Here is a 21,243-nt window from a genome sequence, read left to right as displayed (position 1 = left end):
TGTGTCACCAAACCATTCTCAAGGAGGTTCATGTCTCATGAATAGACTACCACATCACCAAGGAATCGACAAGTTTTTCGCAATGTTGGGGCTGGCCCTTTATTTCTCTAAGCCGGTCATGAAGCATCTCGTTCATATTATCGATGCGCTGACAACGAAAGGATTTGTGGGAACCTTGACCGATCTGCATCATGAGAGCTTTCATCCCAACCATCGAACGACACTGAGCCATTTTTTCACGAAAAGCCCTTGGGATGAAGAAATCTTGCTTCGCAAACTCCAGCAGTGGATGCTTCGTCATGTGGAACGAACGGCCAAGCGAAAGAATCACCCCATTTTTGTTTCGATCGATGATACGATCTGCCGAAAAACGAAGCCTTCGTCACAGGCGAAACACGCTATTGAAGGGTGTAATTGGCATTATTCTCACGCGGACAAAAAGTCGATTTGGGGACACTCTCTCGTCTGGCTCATGGTTCATACGATGACGCAAGCCTTTCCCTTTGCGTTTCGCCTCTACGACAAGGCGGATGGGAAAAGCAAGGGTCAATGGGCCATCGAGATGCTTTCTTCTTTGGATGTGCACGGTTCTGTTTATGTGCTGATGGATTCTTGGTACCCATCGAAAACACTCGTGGAAGCCTGCCTGAAAAAAGGATTCCACGTCATTGCGATGCTCAAGACGAATCGGGTTCTTTATCCAAAAGGCATCGCCATCCAAGCCAAACAGTTTGCCCGCTATATCGAACCGAACGACACCCATCTCGTCACGGTGGGAGAAGAGCGTTATCGCGTGTATCGCTACGAGGGAGCGCTGAAAGGTCTCGATGATGCCGTTGTGTTGTTGGCTTGGAAAGCCGATCAGCCGATGACACCTGAACATCTTCACTGCGTCTTGAGCACCGACCGGGAGCTAAGCGATGAAGAGATCTTGCGCTACTATGCCCAGCGTTGGTCGATCGAATGCTTTTTTCGACAAGCGAAAGACCAGCTGAAGCTCGATGGGTACCGCGTTCGTCAACGTCGGGCGGTGAAACGGTATTGGATCTTGGTGCAACTCGCTTATGTGTACAGTATGGTCGAATCCAACAGCGATTTCTCTACCGGGCTTGACTTCCTTCGAAAGAAGAAAGGACATAGCCTCGTGGAGTTTATTTACGATGCAGCGAAACAAGATATTCCCATTGATGTCGTTAAAAAACAGCTTCATGTGGCATAAGGGGTACTCCGTTTGTCTCTTTTTACATGGTAATTATTGTAATGAAAATTGCTCAACTACAGTATTTAGTAATTTGATACCTTTTACAAAGCTCTTGAATAGTACATTCTCGGTTTTCATATGCAAGTAAAACTTCAAGTTTGAACTCTGTAGTATATTGCTTATACATAGAAAAACTCCCCCTAAAACAGATTTTTTATATTTTAATCTGTCTACCTTAAGGGGAGCATATCATGAAAGATCAGCCTCTTTATTTTTTACTTAAAACGTATGCGCTAAATCTTTTGCTCTCGCAATTGCGTTTTGTTTAATTTCCTCTGCTTTTTCAGGTTGAGCAGCGTGTCCTTCTACAAACAAGCCTTCAAATGAAGGAACACCGAAAAATTGCATCACAACAGCCAAATAGCGGTGACCCATTTCCATTTGAGCTGCTGGACCTTCTGAATAAATGCCTCCACGCGCTTGAATATGCAGGGCTTTTTTATCAGTCAATAACCCAACAGATCCTTGTTCAGTGTATTTAAACGTTTTGCCTGCAACTGCAACTGCATCAATATATGCTTTCAAGACAGGCGGAAATGAAAAATTCCATAAAGGTGTAACAAAAACGTATTTATCCGCTTCAATAAATTGTTCACAAAGCTCTGAAAGACGTCCAACTTTCGCTTTTTCCTCGGAAGTAAGCTCATCTAAGCTTTTTCCGGATCTCAGTTTCCCCCAGCCATTTAATACATCAGCATCGATTTGGGGAATATGTTCTTTATATAAATCAAGGTGAATTACTTCATGGTCAGGATTCGCTTCTTTATAGGTTTCGATAAAAGCCTTTCCTGCTGCCAAACTGTAAGATTGGGTGTCATCAAGTGGATGTGCTGTAATGTACAATACTTTTGTCAACGTAAACCTTCCTCTCTTGGTGCAATTTTAGTTTTTTAGTGAAAAAATAAAATTTATAAATTTTTATTTTGAAAATATTTATTTCGAGATAATTTTATAGGAATTTGTTTTAGATTTCAAATGATTTGTTTGCAAAAAAATCTATCCAATTTTAGTCAAATAATTTGTTTTCAGCTGTCTAATTTGTTTTTCACGTCTTATCGGTCAATAAACATGGCTGATCTACGAATGAGCCTTGATCAGTTATTTTTGATTTTGAACGCTTTCGCCGTGAAAACCGTTTTTCATCCATTTGTTTGGAATATAATTTATTATTCCCTGTAATGTGAAGCTTAGCTATTGCCATCTTCTCCTCAAATGATAAGGCAGCATTTTCTTTACGGAAAGGCAGAGTAAATGCCCGTTTCTTAAATTCTTTTCCAATAATCCCATCGTCCTTCATTTATTTCTTTTTCGATTGTTTTAATATATTTCTTTAGTTCAACGGGCATCTCGTCATTTTCCAGCTCATCCATTGTAAAAGTAATCATTTGCGCACCGCTGAAATCCATGACCTGTACAACTCTTTGCCGACCTTTAAAATATGTTAGCATAATGTGATATCTACCCATTCGTTTCACCCTATTTTTCGTTTTTTTATGGGACCAATTGAAAGAATGTTGGATCGTTTAAACGTTCGGAAAGTTTTTCGAAAGTGGCAGTAAGCGCGAATGTATTTATCGTTAAAGTCTTTTACTGTAATCAATCTTTCTGTTATTACCCCTTGATCGGTCATGTAGATCATCTTTAAAGCAAAACCGTACTTTTTGGCATTCAGCAGCAAACCGTTCATGATTTTCACCTCACAAAAAAGAACGTTTGTTCTATTTTTATTATATGCGAATATATGTTCTGATATGAAGAAGAAAATTTTGGAACGATTCATTTTTTTGGGCATCTTTCTTTAGAATGGAATGGCAGAGATTGAAATCACATGGAGAAGGGAATGCTGTTTTTTTCGAGAAGCGTGCAAGTGGGGAAGTTAAAATCATTTTAAATAAAAAATAGCTGTCAAGCGGGCCTCTATATCGATGATTTATTGACAACACATGCTGTCTTGGAGTGCGTATGTAAAACAAATCAGCTTAACTTTAAGAAGCGAGGCGGAGTGCTGTGTTGACATAACTCATCTGCTCCAAGGATGGGGAGAAACTAATCTTATTTACTATTAATACGGCAAAATTTACATCCCATTAAATAGAACTGATGAAGCAGTTATTTTTTATCATAAGCTGCCAAAGCTTGTTCAGGTAGTGTGTTCAATAGTGATATTTAGAAATGATAGATTTCGAGTGTTTCAAATTGCAAGATGTATGTTTAATAAAATCAAGATTTTTCTGCAAGCACTAGCTCCTAAAATGAAATGCATTTTTAATTGAGGCTGTACAGAAAGTCAAATCTCCATTGAAAACAAAAAATCATAAACTTTCAAAAAGATGAAAGGGGGCGTCAATAAGCCGATAAAACGGCTTATTAGACAGCCCCCGCCATTGTCCGCACATTCCTTCATTAAATTTTTTGCAGAGCTTGTCTGACATCTTCTTTTAAATCTTCGATATGTTCTATGCCGACAGAGAAGCGCACGAAGTTTGCCGGGATTCCTGCGAGCTGCATTTGTTCTTCGTTCATTGTTCCTTCCCACATCGCTGCTGTATGTACAACGAGAGACTCGACTCCGCCAAGGCTTACAGCGTTAGGAGGAAGCTTTAATGCGGAAACAAAGCGCTGTGTTTCAGCATAACCGCCCTTAATGGAAAAGGCAATAACGGCACCAAAGCCTTTCATTTGCCGCTTAGCAAGCTCGTGCTGCGGATGGCTTGGCAGCCCCGGATAATATACCCGTTCAACTTGAGGCTGATTCTCAAGAAATTCGGCTAACGCCAAAGCGTTCGCGTTAATCCGTTCGATCCGCATAGGAAGCGTGCGCAAGCCTCTCAGCAATAGCCAACCATCCATTGGCGAAAGCACTGAACCGATGGAAATATGCGTATTCCAAATACGTTCAGCTAATTCCTCGTTTGTGCAAATTACGCCAGCTGTCAAATCATGATGGCCGCCCATGTATTTTGTTGCACTATGGACAACAACATCAACCCCAAAGTCATGTGGACGCTGATTGATAGGGGAAGCAAACGTATTATCTGCGACAACGATAATTCCATGTTGGCGGGCAAGATCACACACTGCAGCTAAATCTGTCAATACCAATGTAGGATTGGCAGGCGTTTCAACCATAATAAGTTTTGTATTCGGACGAATTGCCTTTTCAAACGCAGAAGTGTCGGATTGGTCAACGAACGTCACGTCAACACCAAATTTCGGCAGCAGCTCATCCATAATTTTCGTTGTGCTCATATAATGATTTTTTTGGGCAATCACATGATCGCCTGCTGCTACAAGCGATAAAATAGTTGTCGCTATCGCTCCCATACCAGAGCCGGTTACTAAGGCTGTTTCAGTTCCTTCAAGATCTGCTACAATTTTTTGAACCCGTTCATGCACTGGGTTTCCGTAACGTGTGTAATATCGCGGATGACGAGGTGTTCCAGCAATTTCAGAAAATTCGCTTGCACTATGTGCCTGGAATGTTGCGGAATAGTAAATAGCAGGATTGACTCCTTTTTCGTCCGTTATAGAATCGTCGCCATGGATGACAATTGTTTCATCTCTGAGTGCTTGAGGATTCCGTTGTTCTTGTTCATTTCTTTTCATTATTTATTTCTCCCTTAAATCAAAGTAATTTTATAGATATTATATATCTATTATTAAAAAAAATAAAACTAGTTTGAGAATTCATTTTTGTTCATTATATGATAAAACAGTATGAAACTTTTCGTTTTGATAAGAAAGGGTGCTTGAAAAATGAATTATACAAAACGTTTAAACGAGTATTACGCCGTGATTTTCACATCGGAAAGAACAGAAGGGGACAATGGTTATGAGGAAATGGCAAAGGAAATGGATCAATTGGTGTCCAAACAGCCCGGTTTTTTAGGAGCAGAGAGTGCAAGAAATGAGAATGGGTACGGAATTACAGTTTCATATTGGGAATCATTGGATGATATCAAACGCTGGAAAGAAAATGCTTTGCATAAAGCGGCGCAGGATAAAGGCAGGAAGGAATGGTATAAACGTTATACAATCAGAATTTGCAAAGTAGAAGAGGAAAGGGTTTTCCATATTTGATAGATACTATAGCCCAGAAGAATGGCCGCTTCCCTAAAAAACCAAGGGAAAAGCATGAGACTAGGTTCATAGTAACTTCGCAAAATGTTTTGACATAGCGCTGGATTGGTGAGAAAAAATTGCATATTATATAATGAAGTAAAGATTGTTCACTATTTGTGAACATTAGGATTGCGCAACTTTTCATTTTAGCTTAACACTGGAGAGAGAGAAAAATGTTAAAAAACATAAACAGCATAATGGAAAAGATGCTTCCTTTTTTAACCCCGTCAAGTGTTGTGATCGGGATTGTATTTTCAACTATATTTGACGATTTTTCTCAGCTTGTTCCGTGGATTTTTGCTTTTATTACGTTTGCGGGCAGTTTAAATCTTAGTTTTCATGCGTTTAAGCAGGCTCTTTTGCATCCGCTGCCGATTTTCGTCGTTCTTTTGCTGCTTCATCTTTTCATCCCGCTTTGGGCGTTTGCTGTCGGCCATCTTGCTTTTCAAGAAGACAGCTTCACAATCATTGGTTTAGTTTTGGCCGTGATCATTCCAACTGGTGTTACAAGCTTTATTTGGGTATCAATCCATAAAGGAAATTTGGCTTTAGCTCTTGCTGTTATATTAATAGATACGTTTATTTCTCCTTTTGTCGTTCCTGCCAGTTTATTAGTATTGGTGGAGAGAACGGTAGAAATCGACGTATGGAATATGATGTCTGGCTTATTTTTCATGATTATCCTGCCTTCCATTTTAGGAATGCTTGTAAATGAGTGGACGAAAAAAGAATTGAAACAGCGTATTGCAGCCGTTTTAAGTCCGTTTTCGAAAATAGCCTTATCGCTTGTAGTGATCATCAACAGCGCGATAGTAGCTCCTTATTTGGCGAACCCGAATAAAAAATTAATTTTGATTGGTTTTTTCGTTTTTTTGATTGCTACAAGCGGCTACTTTTTTTCATGGATGGCCGGGCGTCTATTAAAATTTCAACAGGATGATATCATCACTTTAACGTTTACGGGCGGAATGAGGAATATTAGCGCCGGTGCAGTGCTTGCGATCACTTATTTTCCGCCGCAAGTGGCGGTACCGGTTGTCTTAGGCATGCTTTTTCAGCAGGTTTTAGCTTCTTTTTATGGACGCATGCTTGAAAAAGTTTATCACCATGCGCTTACTGAAAAAAAGTATGCGGCAAATGCAAAATGAACGCTTTTATGCAAAAAAGCATTAATAAAACGTTATGTGAGCATCCCCTTCAATTAAGGCATTTTTGCCTATATTGAAGGGGTTTTTTAAGGGCAATTTCAGGCATTGATGTGTTAATTATTTTATTCGCCAATTGGACGCAGAACTGGTAAGGAGCATCAATAATGACGTTACATGAATCAGCATTTTTTAATAGTATTTTAGTAATATTACAATTTTAACTATAAATTAACAAAAAAATTAACTTTTTTTTACAAGGAAAATAAAAGCAAATATAGAATTGCTTTGTAAGCGTGCGCTAATAGATCCTAAAAATAAATTACAGGTATTTAAACAATGTTTCGGCTACTAGTCTCTGACAAAGTGAACAATGAAGGACTGAAACCGTTGATAGAATCAGAAGCGGTTGAAGTTGTCCAAAAAAGTGTATCGGAAGCAGAAGATGAACTAAATCTTTTTGATGCTCTTTTGGTGAGGAGCAGCACAAAAGTAACGAAAGAGCTTTTAGGAAAGATGACCTCTTTAAAAATTATCGGAAGAGTCGGAGTCGGTGTAGATAACATTGATATTGATGAGGCAACAAAGCAAGGAGTAATTGTCATTAATGCTCCCAATGGAAATACCATTTCGGTAGCCGAGCATACACTTGCGATGATTTCTTCTTTGATGAGGCACATTCCGCAAGCGAATATTTCAGTTAAAGCAAAAGAGTGGAATCGGTCAGCATTTGTTGGATCTGAACTTTACGGGAAGATCTTAGGCATTATCGGTTTTGGGCGCATTGGTATTGAAGTTGCCAAGCGGGCTAAAGCCTTTGGAATGAAAGTGCATGTATTTGATCCAATCCTAACTCCAGAGAGAGCAAATAATTTCGGTGTCGAAATGCTTTTTTTTGATGAAGTTCTTTCAAGTGCGGACATAATTACAGTTCATGCACCCCTGAACGAAAAAACGAGAGGATTGTTAAATAAAGATACATTGGCAAAAACAAGAAAAGGGGTAAGGATTATCAATTGTGCAAGAGGCGGAATTATTGAAGAAGAAGCTCTTTTAGAAGCTCTAGAAAATGGCCATGTCGCAGGTGCAGCGCTTGATGTTTTTGAAGTCGAACCGCCTATTCATTCAAAATTGGCTGATCATCCGTCAGTAATTGCGACGCCGCATATAGGAGCCTCGACAAAAGAAGCGCAGTTTAAGGTCGCTGCACAAATTGCCGAGGAAGTTTTGCGATTTATAAAAGGCATGCCTGTTAGGTTTTCTGTCAATTTTCCGCCCGTTGCACAGGAGGAGAATATTAACAAACAATTGATTTTACATTAAGAGTGCGGCTGAAAAACAAAAATTACAATTCCTTCTTGAATGGAATTTATATTTATTGGAGGATGATAGAGTTATGTATACAGAAATTCTCAGCGACAAGCTAAATTCGTTGAAGGAAAGAGGGCAATACCGTGAATTTATTACGATTAACCGCATATGCGGCCAGTATCCTTTGGCGAAGTTGAATGGCAAGGAAGATGAGCAGCCTGTTGTTGTTTGGTGCAGCAATGATTATCTGGGAATGTCCCAGCATCCTTTAGTAATTGAAGCGATGCAAGAAGCAATCCGGTTAAATGGAGCCGGTTCAGGCGGATCGCGGAACATAGGCGGCACACACTACCAATACACTTTGCTTGAATCATCATTGGCTGACTGGCACGGTAAAGAGGCAGCACTCGTTTTTCCGACCGGATACAGTTCAAATGATGCAACATTACAATGCTTATTGCGTCTGTTCCCTAATTGCATAGTGTTTTCCGACGAGCTTAATCATGCCTCCATTATCAATGGGATACGAAGTGCAAAAGCTGACCGCGCCATATTTAGGCATAATGATGTCGAACATTTGGAGGAATTACTAGCTTCCCAGCCGCATAATCGAGCCAAAATCATCGTATTCGAGTCAATATATTCGATGGACGGCGATATCGCACCGATTAAGGAAATTGTGAATCTTGCTAAAAAATATAACGCACTAACATTTCTCGATGAAGTTCATGCTATCGGTATGTACGGTCCTCGAGGAGCAGGAATAGCTGCAGAGCTTGGAGTTGCCAATCTCATTGACATTATACAAGGAACAATGGCGAAGGCGATAGGAGTGATAGGCGGGTATATTACTGCATCGGAATTGCTGATTGATGCTGTCCGCTCCTTTGCATCCGGCTTTATTTTTACTACCTCCCTGCCGCCGGCAATTGTTGCTGCATGCTATACAAGCATCGGGTATTTGAAATCTTCTGATAAAGAGAGAAATGAACTGCATAGAAAGACTAATCAGCTAAGAAAGATGCTCGTTCAGGCAGGTATACCGGTAATGCCATCGAGTGTAACACACATTCTTCCTGTAATGATTAGGGATGCAAAAAAATGTAAGGCAGCTGCTCAAAGAATGCTTGAAAAACATAAAATCTATCTGCAGCCTATTAACCCGCCGACAGTTCCTGTTGGTACAGAACGGTTTCGAGTCAATGTTACACCGAACCACACTGAAGAGCAGATGTTGCAGCTAACCGATGCATTAAATGAAGTTTTTTGCCACTTTAATATTCCATTTGCACAATCGGCCGATGTGTTCGCATAATTGGTTAGAGATAACCTATTACAATTCTGAGATAAGAGTAGTCCATAGTTTTTTGCCACCCTTAACGTATACAACAGAATAGGAGAGGATATTTATTCATGGATCATAATTTAAAAATTGTTGCTAGAAAGGCAACCATCAATGATGTTGACATGCTGATTGATTTAAGGAAGCTGTTGCTCAATGAAGGGGCAGGCCACTATGTTTCGAAATCACCCGAAGAACAAATGGCATGGCAGAAAAGCTATCGGAAATGGCTTATTCACAATATACCTGCAAATGAAAAAATGGTAATTGCTGTAGCCCACTATGATGGCGAAACCGAAATATCGGCCTGTGCTATAGGAATCATTGATGAACGTGCGCCGATGAAAGGATGTTTAAACGGACTTGTTGGGTGGGTGCAATCGGTTGTTGTTCACCCTGAACGGCGCCGTAGAGGGTTTGCAGAATGTTTAATGAACTATATTTTGGACTGGTTTCAGGCCAATAATGTTGAAAAAGTTATCTTACAAACAACACCGATTGCAAAAAATTTATATAAAAAGCTCGGATTTATTGATTCAGGCGAAGAGCTTTTAATAAAAGAAATTTAAATGTTAAAGGGAGGCAACTGATGAACGTCTTAATTTGTGGTTTGGGATATGCAGGGACAAGATTTCTTAAAGCTTTTTCCAATATGAATAAAGATATTGTTGGAGCTAGAAAAATCAATTTTGCATATGTTAATAGAAATCCTAAACGCAGGGATATTCAATACTTTAAAGAGGTGGATGCTGCTATTGAACAATTTGAGCCTCACATTATTGTAATTAGTGTAAATGATGAGTTCCACATGGATATAATTAAAAAGTTGGAAGGATACAAAGGCTTTGTTATTTGCGAGAAGCCCTTGGCGAATACGAACGATGATTTAGAGCTGCTGGAAGCGAAACTTAAAAGTGTATCTGGATTCTGTCTTAACCTTATAGAACGTTACTCTGATGCAACCATCGTCTTGAAAAAGTTTGTTGAAGAGCATAATTTGCAGCTTATTCGGGCCAATTTTTACTGGGGAAAGAACAGAATGAATGATTATAGGCCAACTGTAGGTGTGATCAGCGAAATAATCCATCCGCTAGATCTTATCCAATGGATTTGTGCATCCAATACTGATCTGGAGTTAAAGTCTATTCAAGGCACTCGATCAGACTTCTCCGTATCAGGTTCTGACGTACTTGACAGTGCAGCCGTAACTGCATGTTTAGGAAAAGCGGCAATAACCGGGTATAGCAGCTTCGTAAATATTGTCCGAAAGAGAGAAGTCGATCTTGTATTCGCTTCTCCACAAAACCGTCTAATCTTTGCCAATATGGTGTTTGATACACCTGTATGGGATGTTGACCATCTTCGTATATGGGAAAGAACTCCTTTCGGAGAACAGGTCATAATGGACATGAAAACGAATATTGATGACTCGAAGCCTGAACTAAAAACAATACGCAAATTGGTAAGATTGGTTAATGATGTTGGCGGGTATGTAGTAAACGGAGCAGCTCCTTCACAACTGTTTGCTAGCCTTCAAACAGCTTTGAAGCTCCAAAAATTATTAAATACAATAGAACGTGATGCTCAGACAATTGGACCGATAAATTATGTTGTTGGTTCACAACGGGAAATTTACAACGATGAAAATGATTGGGAGCGTCTAGGCTAAATGAATGCAAAATTTCAATTGATAATAATTGTAAATTTATCGGTTTTTTGAACCAATTTTTTAACGGCAAAATGATGTTAAAGACAAAAAAAGAGGAGACAGATACAAGAGTTCTTTCCCCAATCATCAAATCGGCTGCTAAAATGCATTGAAATTTACTTTGGCAGAGAGGGAAATGATTATTTTCATTGTACTCCTGCTTCTTTTTTTATTGCGGTTATTTCAATTATTCTCCTTGTTTAATTAAGGATTTGATAGAGAATTTTAATTGCCAGTATCATTTCATGAGATTATTTCTATTAAACTTGGTGAAAAAACGGAATGACAGATTTTCTCATTAAGTTAAGAAATGCATGAACAGTTGGAGACAAATTTCCACTTTTCCACGCAAAGGCAGTTGAAGTAGTAATTGGGTTGTTGTAAATGTCGCGATAGACAACTTTATTTTTTAATACATGCTGGATAGAGGATGGTACAATCGCTACGCCCATTCCTGATGAAACAAGGGATAGGACTGTAGGCAATTCTTGTGTTTCTTGAACTACTTTAGGATGGAATCCCGCTTGATAGCAACTGTTTATCACAGTATCATAGTGGCTTTGATTTGCCTTCCTTCCCGTCAAAATAAATGAATCGCCCGCCAATTCTTCAAGATGAATCGGGGAAGTGCCGGAAGCTAGCCGATGATCCTCTGGCAGAGCAATCATCATTCGTTCTTGCCGAATAACCTCGAAATGAATTCCGTCATTTTTTATGTTGGCGGGTTGGCAAAGGATTCCTATATCAATTGCGCCCTCATGCAAAGCTTTTAATTGCTCTCTAGTTGTCAACTGTTGCAAATCTATATGAATATTAGGATATGCTTTACGATAGTGCTCTATAATTGTTGGAAGAATATCATAGGCTGATGAGGAAATGAATCCTATCGCTATTTCTCCGACCTCTCCACGGTTCACCCTTTTTACTGATTCGACAGCTTCCTCCAGATCTTTGAAAATTTGATTAACTTTTTCCAAAAACAATTGACCTTCTTTCGTCAGTTCTACTTTTCTTTTCGTTCGATGGAAAAGAGGCACGCCTATTTCTTCTTCTAATTGTCGGATTTGAAGGCTTAAAGGCGGCTGTGCCATATTTAAACGGGCTGCAGCTTTCCCAAAATGCAAATCTTCAGCAACTGTTAAGAAATATTTCAAGTGGCGCAGTTCCAATTAATCTCCTCCTTTATTAATATTTATAAGATATTAGTAGTTTTATAAATATATATTAGACATATTACATTCCGTCTTGTAAAGTGAAAAATAGATAAATCTTCCGTAAAGATAATTCCGTAAAAATGGAGGCTAAGTTATTATGCAAAAAGTTTTTCTCTTGACGATCGGTATGTTCGCTCTTGGGTTTGATGCTTATGTGATAGCTGGTTTGCTTCCGGATATCGGTGCAACTTTTCATATAACCCCTTCACAAACAGGGCAAGCCGTGAGCGTCTTTACGCTTTGTTATGCACTGGCCGCTCCGGTATTTGCAACACTGCTTGCTGGAAAACCGATGCGCAATATTTTATTGTTGGCGCTCGCAGTATTCTCGATAGGCAACGGGATAAGTGCACTAGCTTCAAATTTTTCCATGTTGCTGATTGCACGAGCAATTGCAGGCATCGGCGCCGGACTTTACTCTCCGCTAGCATCGGCAGCTGCAGCATCACTAGTGCCCGAACAGAAACGCGGCAGAGCACTTGGCATGACTCTTGGCGGCATGAGCACTGGAACAGTCATAGGAGTCCCTCTTGGACTGGTGATTGCGGAACATCTGAAGTGGAATGGAACTCTTTGGGTGATCACTGCACTAGGCTTAATTGCCATGATGGGAATTGCCATCTGGTTTCCACATTTTGCAGCTTCAGCTCCACCTTCACTCCGCCAGCGCGTCGCAATGATGACAAATAGACGGGTTGCAGCAATTGTTGGCATCACTTTTATGACCAGTGTTGCCAGCTTGGGTCTTTACACATATATTGCTGTTATTTTGAATAACTTGGCGGACATTTCCAACAACACGCCATATCTTTGGGCATGGGGAATTGGCGGCGTAGTTGGCAGTTTTTCCATCGGCGCTTTGATTGACCGGACAGGCAAACCGGGTTTGCTCATGGCAGGAATTTTGGCCATAATGGCTTTGTCCATGTTCAGTGTGCCATTCGCCCTTTCATTTCCGATCCTGTCATTTCTGCCTTTTATTCTATGGGGGGCGATGGGCTGGGCATCGCAAGCCCCGCAGCAGCATGAATTGCTTCACATACAGCCTAATCAAGGTGCAGCGGCCGTTGCTTTGAACAGTTCCGCAAATTATTTGGGCAGTGCAATAGGTTCTCTTCTTGGAGGGATAGTGATGCTGGCTGGATTGGCTCCTTCCCAACTTCCGTTTGCCGCCGGCGGCCTTGCATTAGTGACATTACTGGGACAATGGGGGATTTTATCAAGCAAAAGAAAGCATGGAAGTGAGAGAAAACAATCTATGCAACAATGACTATCTCCAGATTGAATAAACATATCATACTCATTTGTCAAATATCAAAGGGGTTGTTTATAAAATTTTATACAGCGAGCCATACTAAATAATGGTGATGGCTGAATGTACGAAAAAGAAGAATTGATCCGCTTTGTCCAAGAAGCGAAAAAGTATGGGCATCAGGGGAAAGTTGCCAGTTACATACCGGCTCTTGGCAAAGCGAATCCAAATGATTTATCTATTGCAATATATATGCCTGATGGGAGAATCATTGACGCTGGGGATGTAACGGTAAAAGTGACGCTTCAAAGCATTTCAAAAATTATCGCTTTAGCTCTTGTCATTATGGATCACGGTGAAAAGGAGGTATTCCAAAAAGTCGGGATGGAGCCGACGGGCGATCCGTTTCATTCCATTGCCAAGCTTGAGGAAACACAGCCTACAAAGCCGCTGAATCCGATGATCAATGCCGGTGCACTTGCCGTAACGCATATGATTTCGGGAAGAACGGTGAAAGAACGGCTGCAGAGACTCATTCGTTTTGTCCGCAAGCTAACAGGAAATCCAACCATTTCTTATTCGCAAGAAGTCGCTCAATCCGAATTTGAAACCGCGTTTTTAAACCGCTCCTTATGTTATTTTCTTCGACAGCATAATATTATAAACGAAGATGTCGAAGATCTGATGGAGCTTTACACGAAGCAATGCGCCATTGAAATGACATGCATCGATTTGGCGCGCATCGGCCTCGTTTTTGCGATGGATGGGCGCGATCCGTTTACAGAAGAGGAAATCATGCCCCTTGATGTAGCGCGTATTTGCAAAACGTTTATGGTCACCTGCGGCATGTATAATGCTTCGGGAGAATTTGCGATTAAAATCGGGATTCCGGCAAAAAGCGGCGTCTCAGGAGGCATACTCGCATCTGTTCCAAAAAGATGCGGCATCGGCATATTCGGTCCAGCATTGGATGACAAAGGCAATAGTCTGACCGGCATCAAACTGCTTGAATTTTTATCTAAAACATATTCATTAAGTATTTTCTAATATTTGAGGAGGAGACATACGATGCGTGAATTCACTGTTAAATTTCACCTTGAAGATGATATGGAAGAAATGAAAGTGCAAAAGCTGAGCCCGGATGATTTTGAAAGGGTGACAGAAGGAGGGACAAGACATTTGTTTGATCTCGATACAAACATTGGTTTTTTCGTCTTTTTTGACGCTGAGGACAGCGATGGCAATATGTCTTATCTTTCCCTTCGCTACGAGGAGGACGAGGAAGATCCGAGCGAATGCTACCGGTTTGAACTAAAAGACTTTTATGAATTTATAGCTCTTTATCTAAATGACTTAGAATTCGGTGATGAAGTGATGGCGGAGCAGGAGGAAGAGGAAATATACAGCCCCATTCAGCATCTTGCTCATCTTCTTTTCCATGTTGCTGAAGAAGGGAAAACAGTTGAAGTTTGAATACGTTGAATGAAATCCAGGGCATGCATACGAATTCAAATGCCAATTTTTCAGAAAGGCTTATTTTCAATCAACAACATCTATGTGTTTCAGAATTGCATTTTTTGTAATAAATGAAAGTACCGCGGGCGATCCGGATTGATGTTCACCGTTTCGTTAGGGCTTGGCAGGAGAACCGATTTTTGAAAAGTGCTTTTGAACTATGGATTTGGTGAAAAGGTAAGAGGCGCATAATATCGAGTGGCGTCCGATCTTTTTTATATTTCAATGTTTTTTTACCTTTTGTTCATCGTTTCGTCATATTTTTTGCCTAGTATGTCAATAAGACAAACGATGAAGAAGAGGAGGGCTTTTGCTATGGGATATTATGATGAAATAGATCAAAACAATCGTGTGGAAAGAAAAAAGAACAGTTTGTTGAAGCCGGTTCTTTCTTCTTTAATCAGCGGTGTTTTGGGCGGAGCTGTTGTATACGGAGCGTTGACCTACTTGCCATTCCAAGATCATAACAAAGCTTCAAATGAAACAGAGCATGCAGCGGTCAGTCAAAATACAAACGATCAGGAAGCATCTGTTAATGTTGCGAAGATTTCCAATCAAGGCGATATTGCAGAAATAGCTGAAAAACTTTCACCAGCGATTGTCGGCATTTCTAATTTGCAGCAGCAAAGGACAGATTGGTTTGGATCGCGCCAAGATTCTTCCAGCGAAGAAGTGGAAAGCGGAAGCGGAACAGGAATTATCTTTAAAAAGTCCGGCAATGATGTTTTTATTGTTACAAATAACCATGTTATTGAAGGGGCTTCTTCATTGGAGGTAACGCTTTCCAATGGCGATAAGGAAAAAGCAGAGGTAGTCGGTGCTGACTCATTGACAGACTTGGCCGTCATAAAAATTAATAACAATAGTGTTAACACAGTAGCTGAGTTTGGTGATTCCGATAATATACGAGTCGGCGATCAGGTCATTGCAATCGGGAATCCGCTTGGCAGCGATCTTTCTAGAACTGTAACAGAAGGGATTATCAGCGGAGTCAATCGCACAGTGACGATTACAACTTCTGAAGGAGACTGGGCGCTTGATGTCATTCAAACAGATGCAGCGATCAATCCAGGAAACAGTGGAGGCCCTTTAATTAACATGGATGGGAAAGTCATCGGCGTCAGCAGTATGAAAATCAGCCAGGAAGGTGTGGAAGGGCTCGGATTTGCTATTCCAAGCAATGATGTTGTGAAAGCGATCAATCAATTAATGGAAAAAGGAAAAATTGACCGTCCGTTTCTTGGAGTTGCATTATTAAATGTAAGCGAGCTTCCTGAGTATTTCCTTAGAGACACACTCAATTTGCCATCTGACGTTAAAGAAGGTGCGGTAGTTGGAAGAGTTCAGGCAAATTCTCCCGCCGATCAGGCCGGATTGCAGGAAAAGGATGTGATCGTCGCATTGGATGGGCAAAGCATTCACAACACGAGTGAGTTAAGAAAATATTTGTACAGTGAAAAGAAATCAGGAGACTCAGTCAAAGTCAAATTATATCGGGACGGAAAAGAAAAGACCGTCACAGTTACCCTTTCAAGTCAAGACTTATCGCAAACCTGATCGGGAATAGTATTAAAAAGAAAGGGCCCGCAAAAAGTCAGTTCAATTAACTTTTTGCAAAGCCCTTTTTTCAATGGAAATCTTTTTCATCAATGTGAAAATGATCTATCTCTGATAAATGAATGATACTCGCCAATTAACAACAGCATCATTTGCTTAGAAAAATTTCATCGCTATACATAACTTGTTTACATATTTGCTTCGCTAGACGAGATATTTTTTGGTTGAGCAGATTGTACAGCTTTGCTTGAGATTGCTAAAACAAATAAACAACTAATACTAATTAAAACTCCGTCCAATATTAGCGGAGCTCCCCAGCTGCCTGTGCTGTCTCTTAAATATCCTGATACGACTGGCGACAATACGGCGCCAATTTCTGCTATCAGATTCAGCATGCCAAATGCCCCGCCTTGTTTGCCTTCCGGCGCCAATTCTGCATTTAATGCATGTGAAACCGGCTGCAATGCAAAAAAAAATAATCCTGATATAAATAAAATGATTGATGTAATAATCGGGCTGCTATTTTCCGTTTGAATATACCAAGCAAAAACAAATATTGAAACAGCTAAAAGAAAAGTTAAAAGCGCTAATACATTTCTGCGGCCGTTCGGTCTATCAGCTAACAGGTCAGAAATTTTTCCGCCAAGCGGGAACCCGATAACCCCTGCTACTGCGTTAAATGAAGCTACTGCTGCTGCGGCAACTAGTGCTCCGCCGCCAAATTCTTGGACAATTGCTGTAGACCAGAATCCATACAACCATAAATGCCATAAAATCGGCAGGAAAGATAGATAAAGGAAAAACAGGTTTTTATTCATAATCAAAGGGTGCACTTCTGATTTTTTTGTTACATAAAGATATATGATCAATATGGGGGCTAAACTAGCCAAAATAAAAGCTATGACAATCGATGAGAGCCCTAATTTTGTTGATGTGAAGTATATCGCCATGATGATAACCAAAAACACAAGTGAATAAATACTTAAGTGATATAACGATTTTCCGTAAAATTCCTTCACACCAGGTGAATTTGGATCTGCTGATTGTATCAATTTTTTATCAGGCTTCATAAATTTAAACATAAGAACAGCAACGATTAAAGTAATGAATCCCATGAATAGAAAAGGAACTCTCCAAGCCTCATTTCCCATTAGAGGAACAAAAGCTTCCAGAAGAAGAGGTGTACCGATTGTTGCCAACGTTAAGCCGATAGACAGGCCAGTAATAACAACTCCCATTCCTAAGCCCATTTTTTCCGGAGGAGTGTTGAAAGCAATATAGGATCTGTCATTTGAATAAAGGATTCCTTCACCTAATCCAAGTAATACACGGAATAAAACAAACATGACGAGTCCGCCTGATAAGCCTGTGAAAAAAGTGGCGACGGCTGCCCACAAAATACTTAATATAATAATAGGGCGGTATCCAAATTTATCTCCCAAGTTTCCTCCAGGAAATTGGTTTAACATAAATCCGGCAAAAAACAAACTGCCTATTAAGCCCCCAAATTCATGAGGATTCGGGACATCTGAAAAAAATGATATTTTATGTTCTATCATCCAAGTAACAATTGGGCCTGTCGCAGTTCTGTCGATATAAGAAACAACCCATCCTAGGAACAGCATTCCCCATATTGTATGGTACCTTTCCCATTTTTTCATTATCATTTTCACTCCTATCTAGATTTAAAATTTAACATAACCTTTAGATAGCGCTTACATAAAGGGGCAAAAAGAAATAGAAAATGCTGCTGGTTGAATATAAGATCAATTGGCTGCTGGTTTTCTATATTTCGGACGATGTGCGATGAAAGGAATATAAAACTTTTTTAGCCTACATTCTTGATGATTCCATCTTGTTTTTGAACTTTCTCCGCAGCTTTAAAGTTTTGTACTTTCAACTATTCCAAATGAATTCAAATTTTAAATGCTTTTTGCTCCCGCTTTTTAAACTGTGGAATGGTTTTTTTCCTCTCTCATTTGATTTTCTTGACTAATAGCGGGCAAATATACATCTAAAACAGCGGAACGGCCAGACTTGACAGTTTTTATTGCTTCATTCAGAGCCTCTTTCAGCTCATGAGGGTTTTCTATTTTTCTTGCATAGGCGCCACCTGCAGCTTCTGCAATTTTCGAAAGATCAGCATGAGGAGTGAAATCTACGAAAAATTGATTCGTTTCATTTGCGATCCCATTCGGATGAACAGCTAAGGTTGACAGTTTCGGAGATTTCCAACCGCGATTATTATAAATTACGGTTAAAAATGGCGCGTCATATTTTTGCGATATCCAATGAACGCTCGAAGGGACGCTAAACAGATAAGATCCATCTCCAGTAAGGCTGATCACTGTTTTAGACGGGTCTGCCAGTTTTGCTCCTATCGCTGCTCCGCCGTTCCATCCAAGTCCGCCTCCGCCGCTGCCAAAAATAGAACCTGGTTTGGTCATTTGCAAATGGGTATATAATGTTTGGAAATTTGAAATGCCTTCATTGACAATAATCGTGTTTTCATCGCACACTTCCCGTATGCAGGCAGTTAAATACTCAGGCGTGATAATGTCGTCAAAAAATTGTTCAGCTTTTTTCCATTCTTCACGCTGAGCTTTATGATATTTTTCTATTTGTTTTCTCCTTTCATTTACTTGCAAGCTGTCAATGTCAGCGTTTTTAATCACTTCGTTCAACTGCCGCAAGGCCGTTTCGGCATCAGCTGCGAAAAAACGTTTTGATGGGATATACCATAATGTCATCCCTTCCTTCAGCGGATCTTCATCAATATAGTAAATCGTACAATTTGGCGATGGTTTATTATTCACTGGAATCCAAGGAACATCACTGTCAATGACCATTATAAAATCTGCTTTTTCGATTAAATCGTTTTGTGTTGAAGTATTCCACTGATATCCGCAATGAAGCGGATGATCAGATGGAAAGTTCATATAGTTTGGCACTGACTCTAAAACAGGTATCGCAAGTTTTTCACAAAATTTAACGAGTTCTTTCACCGCTTGTTTGTTTTTGCCAATATATGACGTGACAATGAGCGGATTATTTGCTGCCAGTAAATCTTTCACTAAAGGATCTATTTCTTGCGGTGCCAGTGCACGCGCTGCAATTGGTCTCCATTGCTCAGGATGAATTTCTACTTTTTCTACTTCCTCCTCCAAAACTTCTCTAGCGCTCGTCAAATATACGGGTCCTTTCGGGCTGCTTTGAGCAATTTGCAGTGCACGATGGACAATTTGTTTTACATTTTTCCCGGTGCGAATCTCATGAGTATACTTCATGTAACCCCTTACAATTCCGGGCTGATCGGGAACATCCTGAATCCAGTGAATAAATTCGTTCCTGCTTCCCCGAAGCTCCCCTTCTTGAGTATATGGAGAAGTTCCGGCAAAAATGAGGACAGGCACCCGACCTTTCCAAGCATTGTGAATGGCAGCGCCAAGGTTTTGCGTGCCGCATTCAACATGCACTAAAACAGCTTGAGGTTTCCCGCTTACTTGAGCATATCCATGTGCAGCGCTTAAGGCAACCATTTCATGTGGACAAGTAATGATTTTCGGAAAATCAATTCCCTCTTTTTCAGCTTCGGCAAGGGCTTCAATAATGGCAGGGTGATCGCTTCCTAGATTTGAAAAAATAAAGGAAACATCAGCTTCTTGTAACGCTTCTAAAAGTGCCTTGCTTGTCGTATATCGGCTGGTCAAACAACACACACCCTTTCAACATAATTTAGATAATTAATACTAGTCAGATAATTCCGTAATCAGAATTGTACTTGAAAAGAAAAGATAGTACAATACTATAATAACTATCATAATAATAGAAAATATCTATAGAAAGGAGCTATAAAATGGAGTTCCGTCTTTTGCATTATTTTGCAATATTGAGTCAAGAGCTGCATTTTACGAAAGCTGCAGAAAAGCTGGGGATTACGCAACCAACATTAAGCCAGCAAATTCGCCTTCTTGAAAACAGTCTTGATACAGTTCTTTTTCGAAGAATGGGGAAAAAATTGAATTAACGGAAAGCGGAGAGATTTTACTTGAACATGTGAAAAAAATTTTTTCTGAAATTGATCAAGCAAAAATTAAAATACATGAATTAAAAGGATTGAATCGCGGCCATTTAAAAATCGGATGTGTTGGCAATCATCATCTTTATTCTTCCTTGCTTACGTTTCACTCACAGTTTCCAAATATAAAACTCTCTGTTTACGATCTAAAAACGGAAGAAACGTTAGAAAAAATAGTCAAGTCTGAGCTCGATATAGGGATTGTCTATTTACCAGTTCATCATCCGCAAGTAGAGGTTATTAAATGGTTTTCATTAGAGTTTTTTGCCATTGTATCCCTTGATCATCCTTTAGCTGAAAAAAATTTAATATATTTGGAAGAGCTTCAATCGTACCCGATCTTTTTATTGCCCGAGCAATATGTTCTTAGACAGACGATCGATTCATTTTGTAATAAAGAAGGCATTAAGTTAAACCCAATTGTGGAATTGTCGGATACGTATTCGTTGTTAAAGATGACGCTTTTACATAACGGAATTACGATCCTGCCAAAGCTTTATGTTGAAAACAGCCCGGAGTTTTCTGTCAAGCTTTTGAAAATTGCAGACGAACTTCCGCGTAAAGAGGTTGCAATTATTTATCGAAAAGGTCTTCTTTCTTCCACTGCCATTCGAACATTTATCCAGCAGCTGACAAGGAGATGACTCATTTTAATTTTTAAATAGGTAAAATATTGGATTTGCTTTCAAAGGAAGGTAGGGATAGAATCTATACGTATACATTTTTTAATAGAGGAGC

19 protein-coding genes and 1 pseudogene are annotated in these 21,243 nt (G+C 39.9%); 13 read left to right on the top strand and 7 right to left on the bottom strand.

The window, feature by feature from the left end:
* Positions 1–37: 37 nt before the first annotated feature.
* A complete protein-coding gene (locus tag NSU02_RS16210) occupies positions 38–1,219 on the top strand; it encodes an IS701 family transposase (protein WP_063388773.1) in 1,182 nt (393 codons plus the stop codon).
* A gap of 261 nt (positions 1,220–1,480) precedes the next feature.
* Here the strand turns inward: NSU02_RS16210 and NSU02_RS16205 are convergent, their stop codons facing one another.
* The 4 genes from NSU02_RS16205 to NSU02_RS16190 all read right to left on the bottom strand — a co-directional run bounded on the left by NSU02_RS16205 (position 1,481) and on the right by NSU02_RS16190 (position 4,870).
* Positions 1,481–2,116 carry an FMN-dependent NADH-azoreductase gene (locus NSU02_RS16205; protein WP_311066462.1) on the bottom strand — a complete coding sequence of 212 codons (636 nt, stop codon included), beginning with the start codon at positions 2,114–2,116 and terminating at the stop codon, positions 1,481–1,483.
* A 407-nt stretch (positions 2,117–2,523) separates the two neighbouring features.
* The gene (locus tag NSU02_RS16200; RefSeq protein ID WP_063386282.1) at positions 2,524–2,727 is read right to left on the bottom strand and encodes a hypothetical protein; all 204 of its coding nucleotides are present in this window, start codon (positions 2,725–2,727) and stop codon (positions 2,524–2,526) included.
* Positions 2,728–2,732: 5 nt separating this feature from the next.
* The gene (locus tag NSU02_RS16195; protein WP_063386281.1) at positions 2,733–2,948 is read right to left on the bottom strand and encodes a hypothetical protein; all 216 of its coding nucleotides are present in this window, start codon (positions 2,946–2,948) and stop codon (positions 2,733–2,735) included.
* 716 nt (positions 2,949–3,664) lie between these two features.
* Complete coding sequence (locus tag NSU02_RS16190) at positions 3,665–4,870, bottom strand: aminotransferase class I/II-fold pyridoxal phosphate-dependent enzyme (protein ID WP_063386280.1); 1,206 nt, start codon at positions 4,868–4,870, stop codon at positions 3,665–3,667.
* Between the two features lie 147 nt (positions 4,871–5,017).
* On the opposite strand from NSU02_RS16190, the gene NSU02_RS16185 reads away from it, so the two are divergent.
* The 6 genes and pseudogenes from NSU02_RS16185 (at position 5,018) to NSU02_RS16160 (ending at position 10,850) form a co-directional block, all read left to right on the top strand.
* Positions 5,018–5,341, top strand: a complete 324-nt coding sequence (locus NSU02_RS16185; RefSeq protein WP_063386279.1) for an antibiotic biosynthesis monooxygenase — start codon at positions 5,018–5,020, stop codon at positions 5,339–5,341.
* Positions 5,342–5,556: 215 nt separating this feature from the next.
* On the top strand, positions 5,557–6,531 hold the full coding sequence (locus NSU02_RS16180) for a bile acid:sodium symporter family protein (RefSeq protein ID WP_311066461.1): 975 nt from the start codon (positions 5,557–5,559) through the stop codon (positions 6,529–6,531).
* 336 nt (positions 6,532–6,867) lie between these two features.
* A pseudogene (gene serA / locus NSU02_RS16175) lies at positions 6,868–7,821 on the top strand (phosphoglycerate dehydrogenase); the annotation flags it as partial.
* Between the two features lie 103 nt (positions 7,822–7,924).
* Positions 7,925–9,154, top strand: a complete 1,230-nt coding sequence (gene hemA, locus NSU02_RS16170; protein ID WP_144598213.1) for a 5-aminolevulinate synthase — start codon at positions 7,925–7,927, stop codon at positions 9,152–9,154.
* A gap of 98 nt (positions 9,155–9,252) precedes the next feature.
* Positions 9,253–9,750 (top strand): GNAT family N-acetyltransferase, encoded by a 498-nt coding sequence (locus NSU02_RS16165; protein ID WP_094244543.1) that lies wholly within the window; start codon positions 9,253–9,255, stop codon positions 9,748–9,750.
* 20 nt (positions 9,751–9,770) lie between these two features.
* Positions 9,771–10,850: a Gfo/Idh/MocA family oxidoreductase gene (locus NSU02_RS16160; RefSeq protein ID WP_339193288.1), complete on the top strand. Its 1,080-nt coding sequence runs from the start codon at positions 9,771–9,773 to the stop codon at positions 10,848–10,850.
* A 299-nt stretch (positions 10,851–11,149) separates the two neighbouring features.
* On the opposite strand, the gene NSU02_RS16155 is transcribed toward NSU02_RS16160, so the two are convergent.
* Positions 11,150–12,058: a LysR family transcriptional regulator gene (locus NSU02_RS16155; protein WP_144598212.1), complete on the bottom strand. Its 909-nt coding sequence runs from the start codon at positions 12,056–12,058 to the stop codon at positions 11,150–11,152.
* Between the two features lie 142 nt (positions 12,059–12,200).
* On the opposite strand from NSU02_RS16155, the gene NSU02_RS16150 reads away from it, so the two are divergent.
* The 4 genes from NSU02_RS16150 to NSU02_RS16135 all read left to right on the top strand — a co-directional run bounded on the left by NSU02_RS16150 (position 12,201) and on the right by NSU02_RS16135 (position 16,427).
* Complete coding sequence (locus NSU02_RS16150) at positions 12,201–13,373, top strand: MFS transporter (protein ID WP_066247323.1); 1,173 nt, start codon at positions 12,201–12,203, stop codon at positions 13,371–13,373.
* Between the two features lie 105 nt (positions 13,374–13,478).
* A complete protein-coding gene (glsA, locus tag NSU02_RS16145) occupies positions 13,479–14,402 on the top strand; it encodes a glutaminase A (protein ID WP_311066460.1) in 924 nt (307 codons plus the stop codon).
* 21 nt (positions 14,403–14,423) lie between these two features.
* On the top strand, positions 14,424–14,828 hold the full coding sequence (locus tag NSU02_RS16140; protein WP_339193287.1) for a cytosolic protein: 405 nt from the start codon (positions 14,424–14,426) through the stop codon (positions 14,826–14,828).
* A gap of 357 nt (positions 14,829–15,185) precedes the next feature.
* A complete protein-coding gene (locus NSU02_RS16135) occupies positions 15,186–16,427 on the top strand; it encodes a trypsin-like peptidase domain-containing protein (protein ID WP_082829371.1) in 1,242 nt (413 codons plus the stop codon).
* A 188-nt stretch (positions 16,428–16,615) separates the two neighbouring features.
* On the opposite strand, the gene NSU02_RS16130 is transcribed toward NSU02_RS16135, so the two are convergent.
* Together NSU02_RS16130 and NSU02_RS16125 are read right to left on the bottom strand one after the other, a co-directional pair.
* Positions 16,616–18,088, bottom strand: a complete 1,473-nt coding sequence (locus NSU02_RS16130; RefSeq protein WP_232515608.1) for an MFS transporter — start codon at positions 18,086–18,088, stop codon at positions 16,616–16,618.
* A 285-nt stretch (positions 18,089–18,373) separates the two neighbouring features.
* Complete coding sequence (locus NSU02_RS16125; protein ID WP_339193286.1) at positions 18,374–20,137, bottom strand: thiamine pyrophosphate-requiring protein; 1,764 nt, start codon at positions 20,135–20,137, stop codon at positions 18,374–18,376.
* Between the two features lie 146 nt (positions 20,138–20,283).
* Between NSU02_RS16125 and NSU02_RS16120 the strand changes: the two genes are divergently transcribed.
* Both NSU02_RS16120 and NSU02_RS16115 read left to right on the top strand, forming a co-directional pair.
* The gene (locus NSU02_RS16120; RefSeq protein ID WP_339193285.1) at positions 20,284–20,454 is read left to right on the top strand and encodes a LysR family transcriptional regulator; all 171 of its coding nucleotides are present in this window, start codon (positions 20,284–20,286) and stop codon (positions 20,452–20,454) included.
* Positions 20,455–20,483: 29 nt separating this feature from the next.
* Entirely contained in the window at positions 20,484–21,149 is a 666-nt protein-coding gene (locus NSU02_RS16115) for a LysR family transcriptional regulator substrate-binding protein (RefSeq protein WP_339193284.1), read from the top strand.
* Positions 21,150–21,243 lie beyond the last annotated feature (94 nt).

Source organism: Aeribacillus sp. FSL W8-0870, assembly GCF_037963755.1.
Classification (GTDB): Bacteria; Bacillota; Bacilli; order Bacillales; family Aeribacillaceae; genus Aeribacillus; species Aeribacillus composti.
This window is presented reverse-complemented; position numbering and strand designations above follow the sequence as displayed.